This is a genomic window from Pseudohongiella nitratireducens (assembly GCF_001642735.1).
GTDB lineage: Bacteria > Pseudomonadota > Gammaproteobacteria > Pseudomonadales > Pseudohongiellaceae > Pseudohongiella > Pseudohongiella nitratireducens.
Genome location: NZ_LWHM01000014.1, coordinates 1 through 17,918, shown reverse-complemented (window position 1 = coordinate 17,918; position 17,918 = coordinate 1). Strand labels below are relative to the sequence as shown.

Annotated in this window: 13 protein-coding genes and 1 tRNA gene; all 14 read right to left on the bottom strand. The window is 51.1% G+C overall.

Going from position 1 to position 17,918, the window contains the following annotated elements:
• Position 1: 1 nt before the first annotated feature.
• Positions 2–1,195 carry an elongation factor Tu gene (gene tuf, locus PSCS_RS05360; protein ID WP_068810769.1) on the bottom strand — a complete coding sequence of 398 codons (1,194 nt, stop codon included), beginning with the start codon at positions 1,193–1,195 and terminating at the stop codon, positions 2–4.
• A gap of 41 nt (positions 1,196–1,236) precedes the next feature.
• The gene (gene fusA, locus PSCS_RS05355; protein ID WP_068810768.1) at positions 1,237–3,333 is read right to left on the bottom strand and encodes an elongation factor G; all 2,097 of its coding nucleotides are present in this window, start codon (positions 3,331–3,333) and stop codon (positions 1,237–1,239) included.
• 42 nt (positions 3,334–3,375) lie between these two features.
• Positions 3,376–3,846: a 30S ribosomal protein S7 gene (gene rpsG / locus PSCS_RS05350; RefSeq protein WP_068810767.1), complete on the bottom strand. Its 471-nt coding sequence runs from the start codon at positions 3,844–3,846 to the stop codon at positions 3,376–3,378.
• A 120-nt stretch (positions 3,847–3,966) separates the two neighbouring features.
• Positions 3,967–4,341: a 30S ribosomal protein S12 gene (rpsL, locus tag PSCS_RS05345; RefSeq protein ID WP_068810766.1), complete on the bottom strand. Its 375-nt coding sequence runs from the start codon at positions 4,339–4,341 to the stop codon at positions 3,967–3,969.
• 164 nt (positions 4,342–4,505) lie between these two features.
• On the bottom strand, positions 4,506–8,735 hold the full coding sequence (gene rpoC, locus PSCS_RS05340) for a DNA-directed RNA polymerase subunit beta' (protein WP_068810765.1): 4,230 nt from the start codon (positions 8,733–8,735) through the stop codon (positions 4,506–4,508).
• 64 nt (positions 8,736–8,799) lie between these two features.
• Positions 8,800–12,885: a DNA-directed RNA polymerase subunit beta gene (rpoB, locus tag PSCS_RS05335; RefSeq protein ID WP_068810764.1), complete on the bottom strand. Its 4,086-nt coding sequence runs from the start codon at positions 12,883–12,885 to the stop codon at positions 8,800–8,802.
• Positions 12,886–13,190: 305 nt separating this feature from the next.
• Positions 13,191–13,571, bottom strand: coding sequence for a 50S ribosomal protein L7/L12 (gene rplL / locus PSCS_RS05330; protein ID WP_068810763.1), 381 nt, complete (start codon positions 13,569–13,571; stop codon positions 13,191–13,193).
• A 53-nt stretch (positions 13,572–13,624) separates the two neighbouring features.
• Positions 13,625–14,152 (bottom strand): 50S ribosomal protein L10, encoded by a 528-nt coding sequence (gene rplJ, locus PSCS_RS05325; protein ID WP_068810762.1) that lies wholly within the window; start codon positions 14,150–14,152, stop codon positions 13,625–13,627.
• A gap of 279 nt (positions 14,153–14,431) precedes the next feature.
• Positions 14,432–15,127 (bottom strand): 50S ribosomal protein L1, encoded by a 696-nt coding sequence (gene rplA, locus PSCS_RS05320; protein ID WP_068810761.1) that lies wholly within the window; start codon positions 15,125–15,127, stop codon positions 14,432–14,434.
• Positions 15,128–15,131: 4 nt separating this feature from the next.
• A complete protein-coding gene (rplK, locus tag PSCS_RS05315) occupies positions 15,132–15,566 on the bottom strand; it encodes a 50S ribosomal protein L11 (RefSeq protein ID WP_068810760.1) in 435 nt (144 codons plus the stop codon).
• A gap of 84 nt (positions 15,567–15,650) precedes the next feature.
• On the bottom strand, positions 15,651–16,184 hold the full coding sequence (gene nusG / locus PSCS_RS05310) for a transcription termination/antitermination protein NusG (protein ID WP_068810759.1): 534 nt from the start codon (positions 16,182–16,184) through the stop codon (positions 15,651–15,653).
• A 15-nt stretch (positions 16,185–16,199) separates the two neighbouring features.
• The gene (gene secE / locus PSCS_RS05305) at positions 16,200–16,568 is read right to left on the bottom strand and encodes a preprotein translocase subunit SecE (protein WP_068810758.1); all 369 of its coding nucleotides are present in this window, start codon (positions 16,566–16,568) and stop codon (positions 16,200–16,202) included.
• Between the two features lie 27 nt (positions 16,569–16,595).
• A tRNA-Trp gene (locus tag PSCS_RS05300) sits at positions 16,596–16,671 on the bottom strand.
• Positions 16,672–16,775: 104 nt separating this feature from the next.
• On the bottom strand, positions 16,776–17,918 hold a 1,143-nt coding region (gene tuf / locus PSCS_RS05295; RefSeq protein ID WP_068810517.1), incomplete at its 5' end, for an elongation factor Tu.

The following is a 17,918-nucleotide window of genomic DNA, read 5'->3' as shown; positions in this document are numbered from 1 at the left end:
CTTACTCGATGATCTTGGATACCACGCCGGCACCCACGGTACGACCACCTTCACGGATCGCGAATCGCAGACCTTCGTCCATTGCGATTGGTGCAATCAGCGTGACTTTGAACTTCAGGTTGTCACCTGGCATTACCATCTCAACGCCTTCTGGCAGCTCTACAGCACCAGTCACGTCAGTTGTACGGAAGTAGAACTGTGGACGATAACCTTTGAAGAATGGCGTGTGACGACCACCTTCATCTTTGCTCAGTACGTACACTTCACCTTCAAAGTGAATGTGCGGCGTGATTGAACCCGGCTTGGCCAGAACCTGACCACGCTCAACATCTTCACGCTTAGTACCGCGCAGCAGAACACCTACGTTCTCGCCCGCACGACCTTCGTCGAGCAGCTTGCGGAACATCTCAACACCTGTACAGGTCGTCTTTGTGGTGTCTTTCAGACCAACAATCTCGATCTCTTCACCAACTTTGACAATACCGCGCTCAACACGACCTGTCACAACCGTACCACGACCAGAGATTGAGAACACGTCCTCAATTGGCAACAGGAACGGACGATCGATGTCACGCTCAGGCTCTGGAATGTAGCTGTCCAGTGTTTCTACCAGCTTCTTGACCGCTGTTGTACCCAGCTCGTTGTCATCTTCACCGTTGAGCGCCATCAGCGCAGAACCGATGATGATTGGCGTGTCATCGCCAGGGAAGTCGTAAGCGTCCAACAGCTCACGGATTTCCATCTCAACCAGCTCCAGCAGCTCAGCATCGTCTACCATGTCCGCTTTGTTCATGAACACAACGATGTAAGGAACGCCTACCTGACGTGACAGCAGGATGTGCTCTCGCGTCTGCGGCATGGGGCCATCAGCAGCCGAACATACCAGGATAGCGCCATCCATCTGCGCCGCACCGGTAATCATGTTTTTTACGTAGTCGGCGTGCCCTGGGCAGTCAACGTGCGCATAGTGACGCTCTGGAGAGTCATACTCAACGTGTGCCGTGGAGATCGTAATACCACGCTCACGCTCTTCCGGGGCGTTATCGATCATATCGAATGCACGCGCCTCACCACCCCAAACTTCTGCACACACGCGCGTCAGTGCTGCTGTCAACGTCGTCTTACCATGGTCAACGTGACCAATTGTACCAACGTTTACGTGTACTTTATTACGTTCAAATTTTCCCTTCGCCACAATTTCACCTCGCGAAAATTAGTCTAAATGATTAGTTAATCTTAAGCTTTGTTCTTGTTGATGATAGCTTCAGCCACGCTGGACGGAACCTCACCATACTTCAGGAATTCCATGGTGTACGTCGCACGCCCCTGAGTAGCAGAACGCAGGTCAGTGGCATAGCCGAACATCTCAGCCAGCGGCACTTCAGCGTTGATGATTTTTCCGCTTGCGCAATCATCCATACCCTGCACCATACCACGACGGCGATTGAGATCGCCCATCACATCACCCATGTTTTCTTCAGGCGTAACAACTTCAACCTTCATCATTGGCTCAAGCAGAACCGGATCCGCCAACAATGCGCCCTTTTTCAGCGCCATGGAGCCAGCGATTTTGAACGCCATTTCACTGGAGTCAACATCGTGGAAAGAGCCGTCATAACAGGTCACTTTCATCGCCAGCAATGGGTAGCCTGCAAGACAGCCATTCTGCATCTGCTCCTGCACACCACGATCAACCGCAGGGATGTATTCGCGAGGAATCGCACCACCAACGATCTCATTGACGAATTCGTACTCTTCATCAGCAGGCAGTGGCTCAAGGCGCAACCAGCAGTGACCGTACTGACCACGACCACCAGATTGCTTAACGTGCTTACCTTCAACTTCCACTGACTTGCGAATAGTCTCTCGGTAAGCAACTTGCGGCTTACCAATGTTGGCCTCAACGTTGAACTCGCGACGCATACGGTCGACCAGAACGTCCAGGTGAAGCTCACCCATACCGGAGATGATTGTCTGACCGGACTCCTCGTCAGTTTCCACACGGAAAGACGGATCTTCCTGAGCAAGCTTGCCCAGCGCCACACCCATTTTTTCCTGGTCAGCCTTGGTTTTAGGCTCTACAGCAACCGAGATAACGGGATCCGGGAAGTCCATACGCTCAAGCACAACCAGTCGATCTGGCGAGCATAGCGTTTCACCTGTAGTCACGTCTTTCAGACCAATCGCAGCAGCGATATCACCAGCGCGAACTTCTTTAATCTCTTCACGGTTGTTGGCACGCATTTGCACCATACGACCAATACGCTCTTTCTTCAGTTTGACGGAGTTCATCACTGCGTCACCTGACTTCAGCGTACCCGAGTAAACACGGAAGAATGTCAGCGTACCGACAAATGGGTCTGTTGCGATCTTGAAGGCCAGGGAAGCAAAAGGCGCATCATCGTCCGACTCACAGCGAACAACAGAACCATCTTCCAGCGTACCTTCAATGTCCTTCACTTCTGTTGGAGAAGGCAGGAACTCAACAACGGCATCCAGCACAGCCTGCACACCCTTGTTCTTGAATGCAGAACCACAGAATGTCGGCACAATCTCGTTAGCCAGGGTACGCTGTCGAAGACCAGCCTTGATCTCTTCCTCAGTCAGCTCTTCGCCTTCGAGGTATTTATTCATGACTTCTTCGTTGGCTTCAGCGGCAGCTTCAACCATGTGCTCGCGCCACTTTTCAGCCTCAGCCTGCATATCTGCTGGAATATCTTCATAGGCAACGGTAACGCCCATGTCTTCGTTGCTCCAGACGATGCTCTTCATCTTCACAAGGTCAATAACCCCGCGAAAATCGTCTTCAGCACCGATCGCCAGCTGCATTGGCACAGGCACCGCACCCAGACGATTCTTTACCTGCTCAACAACACGCAGGAAATCAGCGCCGGCTCGGTCCATTTTGTTAACAAAGATCAGTCGAGGCACTTCGTAACGGTTAGCCTGACGCCATACCGTTTCAGTTTGCGGCTGCACACCAGATGATGCACACAGCACTACAACCGCACCATCAAGAACACGCAATGAACGCTCAACTTCAATAGTGAAGTCTACGTGCCCGGGTGTATCAATGATGTTTACACGGTGTTCATCAAACTGCTGGCTCATGCCGCGCCAGAACGTTGTCACAGCAGCAGAAGTAATCGTGATACCACGCTCCTGCTCCTGCTCCATCCAGTCCATGGTGGCAGCGCCATCGTGAACCTCACCGATCTTGTGGTTCATACCGGTGTAGAACAGGACACGTTCTGTCGTCGTCGTCTTACCAGCATCTACGTGTGCACAGATACCAATATTTCTGTAGCGACTCAAAGGAGTTTTTCTGGCCACACTAGCACCTATATTGTTAACAAAATGAATGAATACCAGTCATTAGAAACGGTAGTGCGAGAACGCCTTGTTGGCTTCAGCCATTCGGTGAACGTCTTCACGCTTCTTAACAGCGCTACCACGCCCCTGAGAAGCATCACTGATCTCGCCAGCCAGGCGTAGCGACATGGATTTCTCACCACGCTTGCGAGCGTGCTCTACCAACCAGCGCATAGCCAAGGCACTGCGACGCTCTGCGCGAACCTCTACCGGCACCTGGTAAGTGGCACCACCCACACGGCGAGACTTAACCTCAACCATTGGGGCAATAGCCTCCAGTGCCTGCTCGAACGCTTCCAACGGATCGTTACCCGAGTTCTTGCTTACGGTATCCAGGGCACCGTACACAATACGCTCAGCAACAGACTTCTTACCGTCTTCCATCACGTGGTTCATGAACTTGGCCAGCACTTTGCTGCCATACTTGGCGTCAGGCAGGATCTCGCGCTTCGCCGCAACTCTTCTTCTAGGCATTCTCTAAACCTCTTTGTTCAGGTAACTCCGTAATTCACCAGACTGTATTTAGCTCAACTTGGCTGACAACCTGACCACACGGCCTTACTGATAAAATAATTAAATAAATAAGCGATCGAATTAACTCTTCGGACGCTTGGCACCGTACTTGGAACGACCTTGACGACGCGCAGACACACCCGATGTATCAAGGCTGCCGCGAACCGTGTGATAACGCACACCCGGCAAGTCTTTTACACGACCACCACGAATCAGGATCACGGAGTGCTCCTGCAGGTTGTGGCCTTCACCGCCGATGTATGATGTGACTTCATAGCCATTTGTCAGCCGCACACGACAAACTTTACGCAAAGCCGAGTTTGGCTTCTTCGGTGTCGTCGTATAAACGCGAGTACAAACACCGCGCTTCTGCGGGCAACCCTGAAGAGCAGGCACGTCGTTTTTAGCGACCTTGCTCTTACGTGGTTTTCGAACCAACTGGTTGATAGTTGCCATTCATTTCTCCTGGATTTGTCATTAAAACGCTAATACGCCGGCGTGACAGGGCTTGCTGGACCCCCTTTGTGGTTGTCCAGTTAGCATTACACACCAGCGTAAAGGATGCGGAGTTTAAATACCCCGCACCCTATAGTCAACTGAAATCCTGCCTGACCCTAAGATCAGACGCCGGTTTTCAGTGCTTCCGTCAGCGCTGCTTCGACTTCGCTGGCAGTAACACCAGCACCTTCTTCGCCTGCAGCACGGTTTGCCGCCGCTATCTGGCGACGTGATTCATGGTAAGCCAGACCGGTACCGGCTGGTATCAAGCGACCCACCACGACATTCTCTTTCAGACCACGCAGGTAATCACGCTTACCTGTCACAGCCGCTTCAGTCAGCACTCGTGTTGTTTCCTGGAAGGAAGCAGCAGAGATAAAGGACTCAGTAGCAAGTGAAGCCTTAGTAATACCCAGCAACTGTCGCTGGAACTGCGCTTCAATCTTGCCGTCTGCACGCAGCTTGTCATTCTCTTCCAGCACCTGAGTAATCGTGACCTGCTCACCGCGAATCAGCGTTGAATCGCCCGGCTCAGAGATCTCTACCTTACGCAGCATCTGACGCACAATAACTTCAATGTGCTTATCGTTAATACGCACACCTTGCAGTCGGTAAACTTCCTGCACCTCATTGACGATATGCTCAGCCAGAGCCTGCACACCTTTGAGGCGCAGAATGTCATGCGGTGACTGCGGACCATCCGAAACAACTTCACCTTTTTCGATAGTTTCACCTTCGAAAACGGTCATCGCACGCCATTTCGGAATCAGCGCCTCGTAATGAGAGCTGCCATCCGGCATGGAATCACCTTCTTTTGGCGTAATCACCAGGCGACGCTTGCCTTTGGTTTCTTTACCGAAGCTGACCGTACCGGAAATCTCAGCCAGAATGGCAGGTTCTTTCGGTTTACGCGCTTCAAACAGGTCAGCAACACGCGGCAGACCACCGGTAATATCACGTGTTTTCGAACCTTCCTGTGGGATACGCGCAATAATGTCACCCACGTTCAGGTCAGCACCGTCCTGGACACCAATAATCGAGTTGGATGGCAGGAAATAAACTGCTGGCATGTTGGTACCAGGCAGCATCACTTCATTACCACTGGCATCCAGCAGATTTACTGCAGGACGCAATTCTTTCGCTGCTGAAGGACGTTCAGCCGGATCGATCACAGTCAAACTGGACAGACCGGTGATTTCGTCCGTCTGGCGGCGTACAGTCAGCCCTTCTTCCATGCTGGTAAATTTAACTTTACCTTCCACTTCCGAAATAATCGGGTGAGTGTGCGGATCCCAGGTTGCAACAACCTGGCCAGACTCTACCTTACGATCATCAGCCAGAGTTACCAGTGCACCGTATGGCAGCTTGTACTTCTCACGCTCACGGCCCGCCTCATCATTCACAATCAGCTCGCCGGAACGGGAAACCACAACCAGATTACCTTCGCGGTTCTGCACTGTCTTCATGTTATGCAGATGCACTGTACCAGTAGTACGAACCTGTACGTTGTCCGCAGCAGTGGCTCGCGATGCCGCACCACCGATGTGGAAGGTACGCATCGTCAACTGTGTACCCGGCTCACCGATTGACTGGGCAGCGATAACACCGACCGCTTCACCAACGTTCGCCAAATGGCCACGAGCCAGGTCACGACCGTAACACTGACGGCAGACACCGAAGCGGGTATCACAGGTGATGGCCGAGCGCACATGAATATCATCAATACCCATGATCTCAAGCTTTTCAACCATTTTTTCATCAAGCATAGTGCCGGCTTCAACCAGCACATCACCCGTTTCTTCATGGATGACATCGTCAATAACAACCCGACCCAGAACACGCTCACCAAGTGCGGCAATAATATCACCACCCTCAATGATAGGACGCATGGTCAGCCCCGACGTTGTACCACAATCCTCTTCAGTGATAACCAGATCCTGAGAGATATCCACCAAACGACGTGTCAGGTAACCGGAACTCGCTGTTTTCAGAGCTGTATCAGCCAGACCTTTACGCGCACCGTGCGTTGAGGTGAAGTACTGCACAACGCTCAAACCTTCACGGAAGTTCGCAGTAATAGGCGTCTCAATAATAGAACCATCAGGACGAGCCATCAGACCACGCATACCGGCCAACTGACGAATCTGCGCGGGAGAGCCACGGGCACCAGAGTCAGAATAAACATACACGGAGTTAAATGACTCCTGCTGCTCTTCTTCACCATCCTTGTTGATAACAGGCTCAGTAGACAGGCCTTCCATCATGGACTTGGCGACCAGATCATTGGCACGCGACCAGATATCGATAACTTTGTTGTACTTCTCACCCTGTGTTACCAGACCAGAAGCATACTGGTTCTCGATTTCTTCAACTTCTGACTCGGCCTGACCAATGATTTTGGCTTTGGCATCCGGGATCACGAAATCGTTTACACCAATAGAGGAACCGGAGATGGTTGAATATCGATAACCGGTATACATCAGTTGGTCAGCAAAGATTACTGTCTCTTTAAGACCCACGTTTCGGTAACAGGCATTCAAAATTCCTGAAATCTGCTTCTTGGTCATTTTTTGATTGACCATCGAGAACGGCAGACCATCCGGGACAATATTGAACAGCAACACACGACCGACAGTGGTATCGACCATGCGGCGGATTTTCTCTGACTCACCAGCCTCATTCAGCTCAAAGTCGTCCAGGCGCACTTTAATGCGAGCCTGCAGGTCCACAGAACCAGTATCATAGGCACGTTTCACTTCATCAGCATCAGCAAAGACCATGCCTTCACCTTTACCGTTGACCCGTTCACGGGTCATGTAATACAGGCCCAATACCACGTCCTGTGACGGCACAATAATCGGCTCACCGTTTGCAGGCGCCAGAATATTGTTGGTCGACATCATCAGCGTACGCGCTTCCAGCTGAGCTTCCAGCGTCAGCGGTACGTGAACAGCCATCTGGTCACCGTCAAAGTCAGCGTTATAGGCCGCACAAACCAGCGGGTGAAGCTGAATCGCTTTACCTTCGATCAGGACCGGCTCAAATGCCTGGATACCCAAACGGTGAAGTGTTGGCGCGCGGTTCAACATGACCGGGTGCTCACGAATCACCTCTGCCAGGATATCCCAGACTTCCGGCGTTTCGCGTTCAACCATTTTCTTGGCGGCTTTAATTGTCGTGGCCAGGCCACGGCGTTCCAGCTTGCCGAATATAAAGGGCTTGAACAGCTCAAGCGCCATCTTCTTGGGCAGACCGCACTGATGCAGCTTAAGAGTCGGCCCCACCACGATTACCGAACGGCCAGAGTAGTCAACACGCTTACCCAGCAGGTTCTGACGGAAGCGGCCCTGCTTGCCTTTGATCATGTCAGCCAGTGACTTCAAAGGACGCTTGTTTGAGCCTGTGATAGCCCGGCCACGACGGCCATTATCCAACAACGCATCTACTGCTTCCTGCAGCATACGCTTTTCGTTACGAACAATGATGTCAGGCGCATTGAGGTCCAACAGACGCTTCAGTCGGTTATTACGGTTAATAACCCGGCGATACAGATCATTCAGGTCTGAAGTGGCAAAACGACCACCATCCAGAGGCACCAGTGGACGCAGATCTGGCGGCAGAACCGGCAGGACAGTCAGCACCATCCAGTCAGGCTTATTACCCGAATCTGCAAAGGCTTCCAGCAGCTTCAAACGCTTGGACAGTTTTTTCAGTTTGGTTTCTGAATTCGTTGCCGGAATCTCTTCGCGAAGGCGATTGATTTCACCGGGCAGGTCCAGGTCGCGCATCAGATCCTGAATGGCTTCTGCGCCCATTTTGGCTTCGAATTCATCACTGAATTCTTCCATTGCTTCATAATACTGTTCGTCTGTCAGCAGCTGACCTTTCTCAAGCGTAGTCATGCCCGGATCAGTGACGACAAAAGACTCGAAATACAGAATGCGCTCGATATCACGCAACGTCATATCCAGCAACAAGCCGATACGCGAAGGCAGTGATTTCAGGAACCAGATGTGGGCAACCGGGCTGGCCAGTTCGATATGCCCCATGCGGTCACGACGAACTTTTGAAAGCGCGACTTCAACACCGCATTTCTCACAGATAACACCACGATGCTTCAGGCGCTTGTACTTTCCGCAAAGGCACTCATAGTCTTTTACCGGACCAAAAATTTTGGCACAGAAAAGACCATCACGCTCAGGCTTGAAGGTACGGTAATTTATGGTTTCTGGTTTCTTTACTTCACCAAAAGACCAGGCCCGGATCAGCTCCGGAGAGGCGAGTCCGATGCGAATGGCGTCAAACTCATCACTTGGCGATTGTGACTTCAATAAACCCAGCAAGTCTTTCATACTATTTTCCTCCACCTGTAAAGCCACACTCCAGCTTTACAGGTATCACAAGTTCGACGATTCGTTATTTACCGGAAACTTCCAGATCCATATCGATACCCAGTGAGCGGATTTCTTTCAACAACACGTTGAAGGACTCCGGCATACCTGGCTCCATACGGTGATCACCATCAACGATGTTTTTGTACATCTTGGTACGTCCCGCCACGTCATCAGACTTGACCGTCAACATTTCCTGCAGGGTATAGGCGGCACCATAAGCTTCCAGCGCCCACACTTCCATTTCACCGAATCGCTGACCACCAAACTGCGCCTTACCACCCAGCGGCTGCTGAGTAACCAGGCTGTAGGAGCCAGTCGAACGGGCATGCATCTTGTCATCCACCAGGTGGTTCAACTTGAGCATGTACATGATGCCTACAGTCACTTTACGATCGAATGCGTTACCTGTACGACCGTCATATAACGTGACCTGACCACTGTCATCCATGCCTGCAAGTTCAAGCATCTTCTTGATCTCAGGCTCATTGGCACCATCAAACACCGGTGTAGCCATTGGTACACCATTGCGAAGATTGGATGCCAACTCCATGATCTCTTCATCACTGAACTCTTCCAGCGACTCTTTCTTGGTACCCACACTGTTGTAGATGTCGTTCAGCAATGAACGCACTTCTTCAACTTTGCGCTTCTCTTCGATCATGCGGTTAATGCGATCACCCAACCCTTTGGCTGCCGCCCCGAGGTGAGTTTCAAGTACCTGACCCACGTTCATACGCGAAGGAACACCCAGCGGGTTGAGTACGATATCTACGGGGTTACCGCTTTCATCGAAAGGCATGTCTTCCACTGGCATAATCGCTGAAATAACACCCTTGTTACCGTGGCGTCCCGCCAGCTTGTCACCAGGCTGAATGCGGCGCTTGATTGCCAGGTAAACTTTAACAATCTTCAGTACACCCGGCGCCAAATCATCACCTTGTGTCAGCTTGCGACGCTTGTCTTCAAACCGTTCATCCAACTCTTCACGACGGGTTTTCAGGTGAGCTTCAACCAACTCAAGCTGCTTGTTCAACTCTTCGTCGACAAGACGTAATTTGAACCAGTCATCATAATCCAGACCGTCCAGGTATTCTTCTGTCAACTCAGCGCCTTTCTTCAGACCCGGGCCACCGTTAACATTTGCACCCAGCAGGGCAGATTTCAAACGGTAGAACGTGGCGCCCTGAACAATACGGAACTCATCATTGATGTCTTTGCGCACACCGTCCAGCTGAGACTTTTCGATCTCTTTGGCACGCTGATCTTTCTCCAGACCATCTCGGGTGAATACTTGCACATCAATAACAGTACCCTTAACACTTGAAGGGACACGTAACGACGTATCTTTTACATCAGAGGCTTTCTCACCAAAGATGGCACGCAGCAGTTTTTCTTCCGGCGTCAGTTGCGTTTCACCTTTTGGTGTCACTTTACCGACCAGAATGTCTCCGGCACCAACTTCAGCACCGATATAGACAATACCTGCTTCATCAAGCTTGCCCAGTGCTCCTTCACCCACGTTAGGGATATCAGAAGTAATCTCCTCTGCGCCCAACTTGGTGTCTCGAGCCACACAGGTCAGTTCCTGAATGTGGATTGTGGTAAGTCGATCCTCGCTAACCACACGCTCCGAAATCAGGATCGAATCCTCGAAGTTGTAACCATTCCAAGGCATAAATGCCAGGCGCATATTCTGACCCAGTGCCAGCTCACCCAAATCAACGGAAGGTCCGTCAGCCAAAATGTCACCACGACTGATGCGGTCACCCTCTTTGACCAGAGGCTTCTGTGTAATACAGGTGTTCTGGTTAGAGCGTGTATATTTGGTCAGGTTATAGATATCGACACCGGCTTCACCAGCCTGTGTTTCATCATCATTAACGCGAACAATAATTCGCGATGCATCAATGCTCTCAATGTAACCGCCATGATCAGCGACTACACAAACACCAGAGTCATGTGCCACATTACGCTCCAGACCAGTACCAACCAGCGGCACTTCTGCACGCAAAGTAGGAACAGCCTGACGCTGCATGTTTGAGCCCATCAATGCACGGTTTGCATCGTCATGCTCAAGGAAAGGAATCAACGCGGCGGCTACCGACACCATCTGTTGTGGCGCGACATCCATGTAGTTGATCTGCTCTTTGGGCATCAGTGTGGTTTCGCCGTTATAACGAACTGTCACCAGGTCATCAACAAAACGGCCTTCTGCATCAAGGCTCGCACTGGCCTGTGCAACCACATACTGCCCCTCATCAATCGCAGACAGATAATCGATTTCATCGCTGACTTTGCCATCGATAATTCGACGATACGGGCTTTCCAGGAAGCCATAATCGTTGGTGCGCGCATAGGTCGCCATGGAGTTGATCAGACCGATGTTCGGGCCTTCCGGTGTTTCAATCGGACAAACACGACCATAGTGAGTCGGGTGAACGTCACGAACTTCGAAGCCGGCGCGTTCACGTGTCAAACCGCCAGGGCCCAATGCTGAGACACGACGTTTGTGCGTAACTTCTGACAGCGGGTTGTTCTGGTCCATAAACTGGGACAACTGGCTCGAGCCAAAGAACTCTTTGATAGCCGCGGCTACAGGCTTGGCATTGATCATGTCCTGAGGCATTAAACCTTCAGAATCGGCCATGCTCAGACGCTCTTTCACAGCACGTTCTACTCGCACCAGGCCAACTCGGAACTGGTTTTCAGCCATTTCACCAACAGAGCGGATACGACGGTTGCCCAGGTGATCAATATCATCTACCGTTCCGAAACCGTTACGAATACCGACCAGCGTCTTCAGAACATCTACGATATCGTCGACGCTCAACACGCCTTCACCTGTCGCCTCATCACGTCCCAGACGACGGTTAAATTTCATCCGACCAACAGCCGACAAGTCGTAACGCTCTTGGGAGAAGAACAGATTGCTGAACAGGTTTTCAGCTGAATCTTTGGTTGGCGGCTCACCAGGACGCATCATGCGGTATATTTCTACCAATGCATCAAGGCGGGATGTTGTACTGTCCGTTCTTAATGTATCTGACACAAACGGACCACAATCCAGATCGTTAGTATAAATCGTCTGGAACTCTTCCACGCCAGCTTCAATCATGCCGTCGAGCATTTCCTGGCTAACCAGGGCATTGCTTTCGAACAAAATCTCACCCGTTTCAGGATTGACAATATCTTTTGCCAGCGACTGCCCTGATACAAATTCCGCACTGACTTTCAGCTCAGCCAGTTTGGCCTTTTCCATTTGGCGGATATGACGGGCAGTAATACGGCGGCCTGACTCAACAATGACTTCGCCTTTCTTGTCTGTCACGTCAAAATTCAATACTTCGCCACGCAGTCGTGACGGCACCAACTCCAGCATAACCTCTTCAGCACTTTTGCCAACTCGGTAGCTGTTGTTTTCATAGAACATTGACAGAATTTGTTCGGACGTAAAGTCCAGCGCGCGCAGCAACACAGTCGCCGGCAGTTTACGGCGACGGTCGATACGAACAAATACCAGGTCCTTGGGATCAAACTCAAAATCAAGCCAGGAGCCACGGTAAGGAATAATACGGGCCGAATACAACAATTTGCCCGAACTGTGTGTTTTACCACGGTCATGATCAAAGAACACACCCGGGGAGCGATGCAACTGCGATACAACCACGCGCTCAGTACCATTGATAACAAAGGTACCACTACCCGTCATTAATGGGATTTCACCCATGTAGACTTCTTGTTCTTTGATGTCTTTGATTGCTTGAGTTGTTGACTCTTTATCATAAAGAATCAACCGGACCCGTACACGTAATGATGCGGAGTAAGTCGTACCCCGGAGTTGACACTCTTTAACATCAAATACCGGCTTGCCGAGTTCATAGCTGACATACTCCAGCACAGCTTTGCCGGAGTAGCTAACAATAGGGAAAACGGACTTGAATGCGGCATGTAGGCCCTGGTCCTGGCGATCTGCTGCCGACCGGTCGGCCTGGGTAAATTGCCTGTAAGAATCTATCTGCGTGGACAAAAGATACGGAATATCCATCGCAGGCGGCAGTTTACCAAAATCTTTGCGGATACGTTTCTTCTCGGTATACGAATAGGCCATTGTGTTTTCCTAGCAAGTATGTCTGTTGATACCCGGACTGTCACCTGTCTTGGCACGGGGGACGTCGGATAAACCCCACTATCTATCTTTCTGCGATTCCTGCTTGTTGCTAACCTGGTTGTACATTTGTCAATTAGTACTATTTATCTTAATTGACACTGATCAATTCGGTTTTGGCTCAACCTGATAACGGGAGCACAGGACAGAAAAATTATCCGACCGTATAACATCAAACACCGACAGAGGGATATACCCCCTGCCGGCATTTAATATAAACGTCTGATTTGTATAACAAACCAGCGTTATTACTTCAGCTCAACCTTGGCGCCAGCTTCTTCAAGCTGCTTCTTGGCGTCTTCGGCGTCGTCTTTGCTGACAGCTTCTTTCAGTGTAGAAGGTGCACCGTCAACCAGCTCTTTCGCTTCTTTCAGGCCCAGTCCTGTAATAGCGCGAACCACTTTAATGACGTTCACTTTCTTGTCGCCTGCAGCTTCAAGAACGATGTCGAACTCAGTTTTCTCTTCAGCAGCTTCACCAGCGTCACCACCAGCAGCAGGACCAGCAACGGCAACAGCAGCAGCGGCAGAAACGCCGAACTTCTCTTCCATTGCAGAAACCAGTTCAACAACGTCCATTACAGACATTTCAGCAATTGCATTCAGAATATCGTCTTTAGACAGAGCCATGACTCATATCTCCTAATATAAAAGTAAAAAAAGTTTTTCGTTTCGATGTTTCGTTACGCTGCTTCTTTCTGGTCACGAACTGCCGCAACCGCACGCGTTACCTTGGTTGGCACTTCATTGAAAGTACGTGCCAGTTTAGTAACAGGTGCAAGCATAACGCTCATCAACGAAGCCAATGCCTGGTCGTAAGTCGGCAATGTCGCGAGCACATCGATACGATCTGCGCCCATTAACTGCCCACCGACTGACAGTGCTTTAATATCGAAACTCTCATTTCCTTTGGCAAAATCCTTCAGCACACGCGCAGCGGCGCCAGGGTCTTCCATTGAAAACGCTAGAATCGTCGGACCTGTCAACGCTTCCTGAATACACTCGTATTCAGTACCTTGCACAGCACGTTTCAGCAGTGTGTTACGGACAACCCGCAGAAACACACCCTGCTCACGCGCTGTTTTACGAAGCGCTGTCAGATCAGCCACAGTGACGCCGCGATAATCGGCCAACACTGCAGACAAAGCACTGGTAGCAGCTTCATTGACTTCCGAAACGATTTGTTTCTTATCTTCAAGCCTAATAGCCACTAGCTTTACTCCTGATCTGGATCGACTAATCTACCGCCGATCCGATTTTTGTTTCCCTGCCCACCACAAAAGCAGCGGCAGGATGATCTGGTGGAATGGCTGCCACTGTTTTGACAAACAGCAGAGCCGGGTTTCACCATCTGCGTAGGCAATTAAGCCAGCACAAGCAAAAGCGAGCACTGGCACCTACGGTCTTTGACGGCCCTGGCAGGCAAGAGCCTGCCAGCACCCCAAAGTCTGGTCGAGCGCCACGACTGTGACACTCTGGATTTATCTCACTTAAAATTTAAGCGATGAATGATCGATTTGAACGCCAGGGCCCATTGTTGAGGACAGCATGACTTTCTGGATATAAATACCCTTTGATGATGCAGGCTTGGCTTTTTTAAGATCAGCCAGCAAGGCTTCCAGGTTGCCAGTAATAGCATCCGCCTCAAAGCCCACTTTGCCGACCGCACCATGAATGATACCGTTCTTGTCTGTGCGATAACGCACCTGACCGGCTTTAGCGTTTTTCACAGCCGTTGCCACATCCGCAGTCACTGTACCGACTTTTGGGTTTGGCATCAGGCCGCGCGGACCCAGCACCTGGCCGAGTTTACCAACAACACGCATTGCGTCTGGGGTTGCGATAACAACATCAAAATCCATGTTGCCAGCCTGGATACTTTCTGCCAGGTCGTCAAAACCGACGATATCAGCACCGGCTTCCTGAGCTTTTGTTGCATTTTCGCCCTGAGCGAACACAGCAACACGGACAGTTTTGCCTGAACCGTTAGGCAGCAGGGTTGAACCACGGACCACCTGATCAGATTTACGCGGATCAACGCCGAGATTTACTGATACGTCGATTGATTCACTGAACTTTGCTGAGGCAAATTCTGCAATCAGGGAAACCGCTTCTGCAACGGAATAGTTACGAGTGCGATCCAGTTTCTCTGCGATAGCACGCTGTTTTTTGGACAGTTTAGCCATGACCTTACTCCACCCCTTCCACGTCAATACCTGAGCTTCTGGCCGTACCAGCCAGCGTACGTACAGCCGCATCCATATCAGCAGCTGTCAGATCAGGCATCTTGATTGTCGCAATCTCTTCCAGCTGCGCACGGGTAATCTTGGCAACTTTCTCAGTATTTGGGCGAGAACTGCCTTTGGGAATACCCAGCGTCTTCCGCATCAAAACGGATGCCGGAGGCGTTTTAGTGATAAAGGTAAAGCTACGATCAGCGTAAACAGTGATAATCACTGGAATTGGCAGACCCGCTTCCATGCCCTGAGTCTGAGCATTAAAGGCCTTACAGAATTCCATGATATTAACACCGTGCTGACCCAGAGCAGGACCCACGGGCGGGCTGGGGTTTGCTTTGCCAGCGCCTACCTGCAACTTGATATATGCAGAGACTTTCTTAGCCATTTGACTTCTCCTTTGGGTTCAGACGTCGGCACAAAAACACCGACTCCCCGACTTCACACATACCAAAAGGGCATGTGCTGTTAATTAACTCTTTTCTACCTGACTGAACTCGAGCTCAACAGGCGTAGAGCGACCAAAAATCAGAACTGCAACACGGAGGCGGTTCTTTTCGTAATTGACCTCTTCCACCGTACCAGTAAAGTCATTGAACGGACCGTCAGTGACACGAACCATTTCACCAGGCTCGTAAATAATCTTGTGACGAGGCTTATCCTGACCTTCCTCAAGACGCTGAAGAATTCGGTTGGCCTCTCTTGCTGAAATGGGCGCCGGCTGATCCGCCTTACCGCCAATAAAACCGAGAACACGCGGCGTCTCCTTAACAAGGTGCCACGTATCGTCATTCAACTCCATTTCCACCAGCACATAGCCGGGAAAGAATTTACGCTCACTTTTACGTTTTTGACCAGCCCGCATTTCGAGCACTTCTTCGGTCGGCACCAACACCTCACCAAAGCTGTCTTGCATAGTAGAGCGCGCTATCCGGTCTTGCAGCGCTAGCTTTACGCGCTTTTCATAGCCGGAATAGGCTTGAACCACATACCAATGCATTGCCATCTGCCGCCCTCTGAGTTAGCCAATAATCCTTGAAATGACGGCGCCTAGCGCCCAGTCCAGAAACCAGAGCACAACGGCAACCACAAACACAACCAGCAGAACAATAATAGTCGTCTGAGTTGTTTCCTGGCGGGTCGGCCAGACTACCTTACGAATCTCGGTCCGGGCTTCCAGACACAACGTTACAAAAGCAGCCCCTTTGACTGTTTTTGCTGCAATCCAGGCAGCCACCCCACCCAGCACAAGCATTCCTATTACCCGGAATACCAGTGGTTCGGCGGCAAAATAGGCATTGGCGTACACGCCTGCTGCAACAATTACCGCAACTGCAATCCACTTGACCAGATCTGAACCTGATGCCTGTGTTGTTGATTTATCGGACATAATCTATTTGTCTCGCGCTGCCATTAATGGCAGGCCAGGAGGGAATCGAACCCCCAACCTGCGGTTTTGGAGACCGCCGCTCTGCCAATTGAGCTACTGGCCTATACCCTCTTTCAAGATGGACAAGCCGAAACGCCTTCACAGGGTTTCGGCTTGCTCTTATGACCGAAGCCAAGGCTCCGGGAATCAGCGTTACCGACTGATAACTTACTCGATGATCTTGGATACCACGCCGGCACCCACGGTACGACCACCTTCACGGATCGCGAATCGCAGACCTTCGTCCATTGCGATTGGTGCAATCAGCGTGACTTTGAACTTCAGGTTGTCACCTGGCATTACCATCTCAACGCCTTCTGGCAGCTCTACAGCACCAGTCACGTCAGTTGTACGGAAGTAGAACTGTGGACGATAACCTTTGAAGAATGGCGTGTGACGACCACCTTCATCTTTGCTCAGTACGTACACTTCACCTTCAAAGTGAATGTGCGGCGTGATTGAACCCGGCTTGGCCAGAACCTGACCACGCTCAACATCTTCACGCTTAGTACCGCGCAGCAGAACACCTACGTTCTCGCCCGCACGACCTTCGTCGAGCAGCTTGCGGAACATCTCAACACCTGTACAGGTCGTCTTTGTGGTGTCTTTCAGACCAACAATCTCGATCTCTTCACCAACTTTGACAATACCGCGCTCAACACGACCTGTCACAACCGTACCACGACCAGAGATTGAGAACACGTCCTCAATTGGCAACAGGAACGGACGATCGATGTCACGCTCAGGCTCTGGAATGTAGCTGTCCAGTGTTTCTACCAGCTTCTTGACCGCTGTTGTACCCAGCTCGTTGTCATCTTCACCGTTGAGCGCCATCAGCGCAGAACCGATGATGATTGGCGTGTCATCGCCAGGGAAGTCGTAAGCGTCCAACAGCTCACGGATTTCCATCTCAACCAGCTCCAGCAGCTCAGCATCGTCTACCATGTCCGCTTTGTTCATGAACACAACGATGTAAGGAACGCCTACCTGACGTGACAGCAGGATGTGCTCTCGCGTCTGCGGCATGGGGCCATCAGCAGCCGAACATACCAGGATAGCGCCATCCATCTGCGCCGCACCGGTAATCATGTTTTTTACGTAGTCGGCGTGCCCTGGGCAGTCAACGTGCGCATAGTGACGCTCTGGAGAGTCATACTCAACGTGTGCCGTGGAGATCGTAATACCACGCTCACGCTCTTCCGGGGCGTTATCGATCATATCGAATGCACGCGCCTCACCACCCCAAACTTCTGCACACACGCGCGTCAGTGCTGCTGTCAACGTCGTCTTACCATGGTCAACGTGACCAAT

Bases quoted from the DNA above. Each gene is read 5' to 3' on its own strand.
- rpsG (WP_068810767.1), bottom strand. From the start codon at position 3,846: ATGCCTAGAAGAAGAGTTGCGGCGAAGCGCGAGATCCTGCCTGACGCC.
- rpsL (WP_068810766.1), bottom strand. From the start codon at position 4,341: ATGGCAACTATCAACCAGTTGGTTCGAAAACCACGTAAGAGCAAGGTC.
- rpoC (WP_068810765.1), bottom strand. From the start codon at position 8,735: ATGAAAGACTTGCTGGGTTTATTGAAGTCACAATCGCCAAGTGATGAG.
- rpoB (WP_068810764.1), bottom strand. From the start codon at position 12,885: ATGGCCTATTCGTATACCGAGAAGAAACGTATCCGCAAAGATTTTGGT.
- rplL (WP_068810763.1), bottom strand. From the start codon at position 13,571: ATGGCTCTGTCTAAAGACGATATTCTGAATGCAATTGCTGAAATGTCT.
- rplA (WP_068810761.1), bottom strand. From the start codon at position 15,127: ATGGCTAAACTGTCCAAAAAACAGCGTGCTATCGCAGAGAAACTGGAT.
- rplK (WP_068810760.1), bottom strand. From the start codon at position 15,566: ATGGCTAAGAAAGTCTCTGCATATATCAAGTTGCAGGTAGGCGCTGGC.
- nusG (WP_068810759.1), bottom strand. From the start codon at position 16,184: ATGGCAATGCATTGGTATGTGGTTCAAGCCTATTCCGGCTATGAAAAG.
- secE (WP_068810758.1), bottom strand. From the start codon at position 16,568: ATGTCCGATAAATCAACAACACAGGCATCAGGTTCAGATCTGGTCAAG.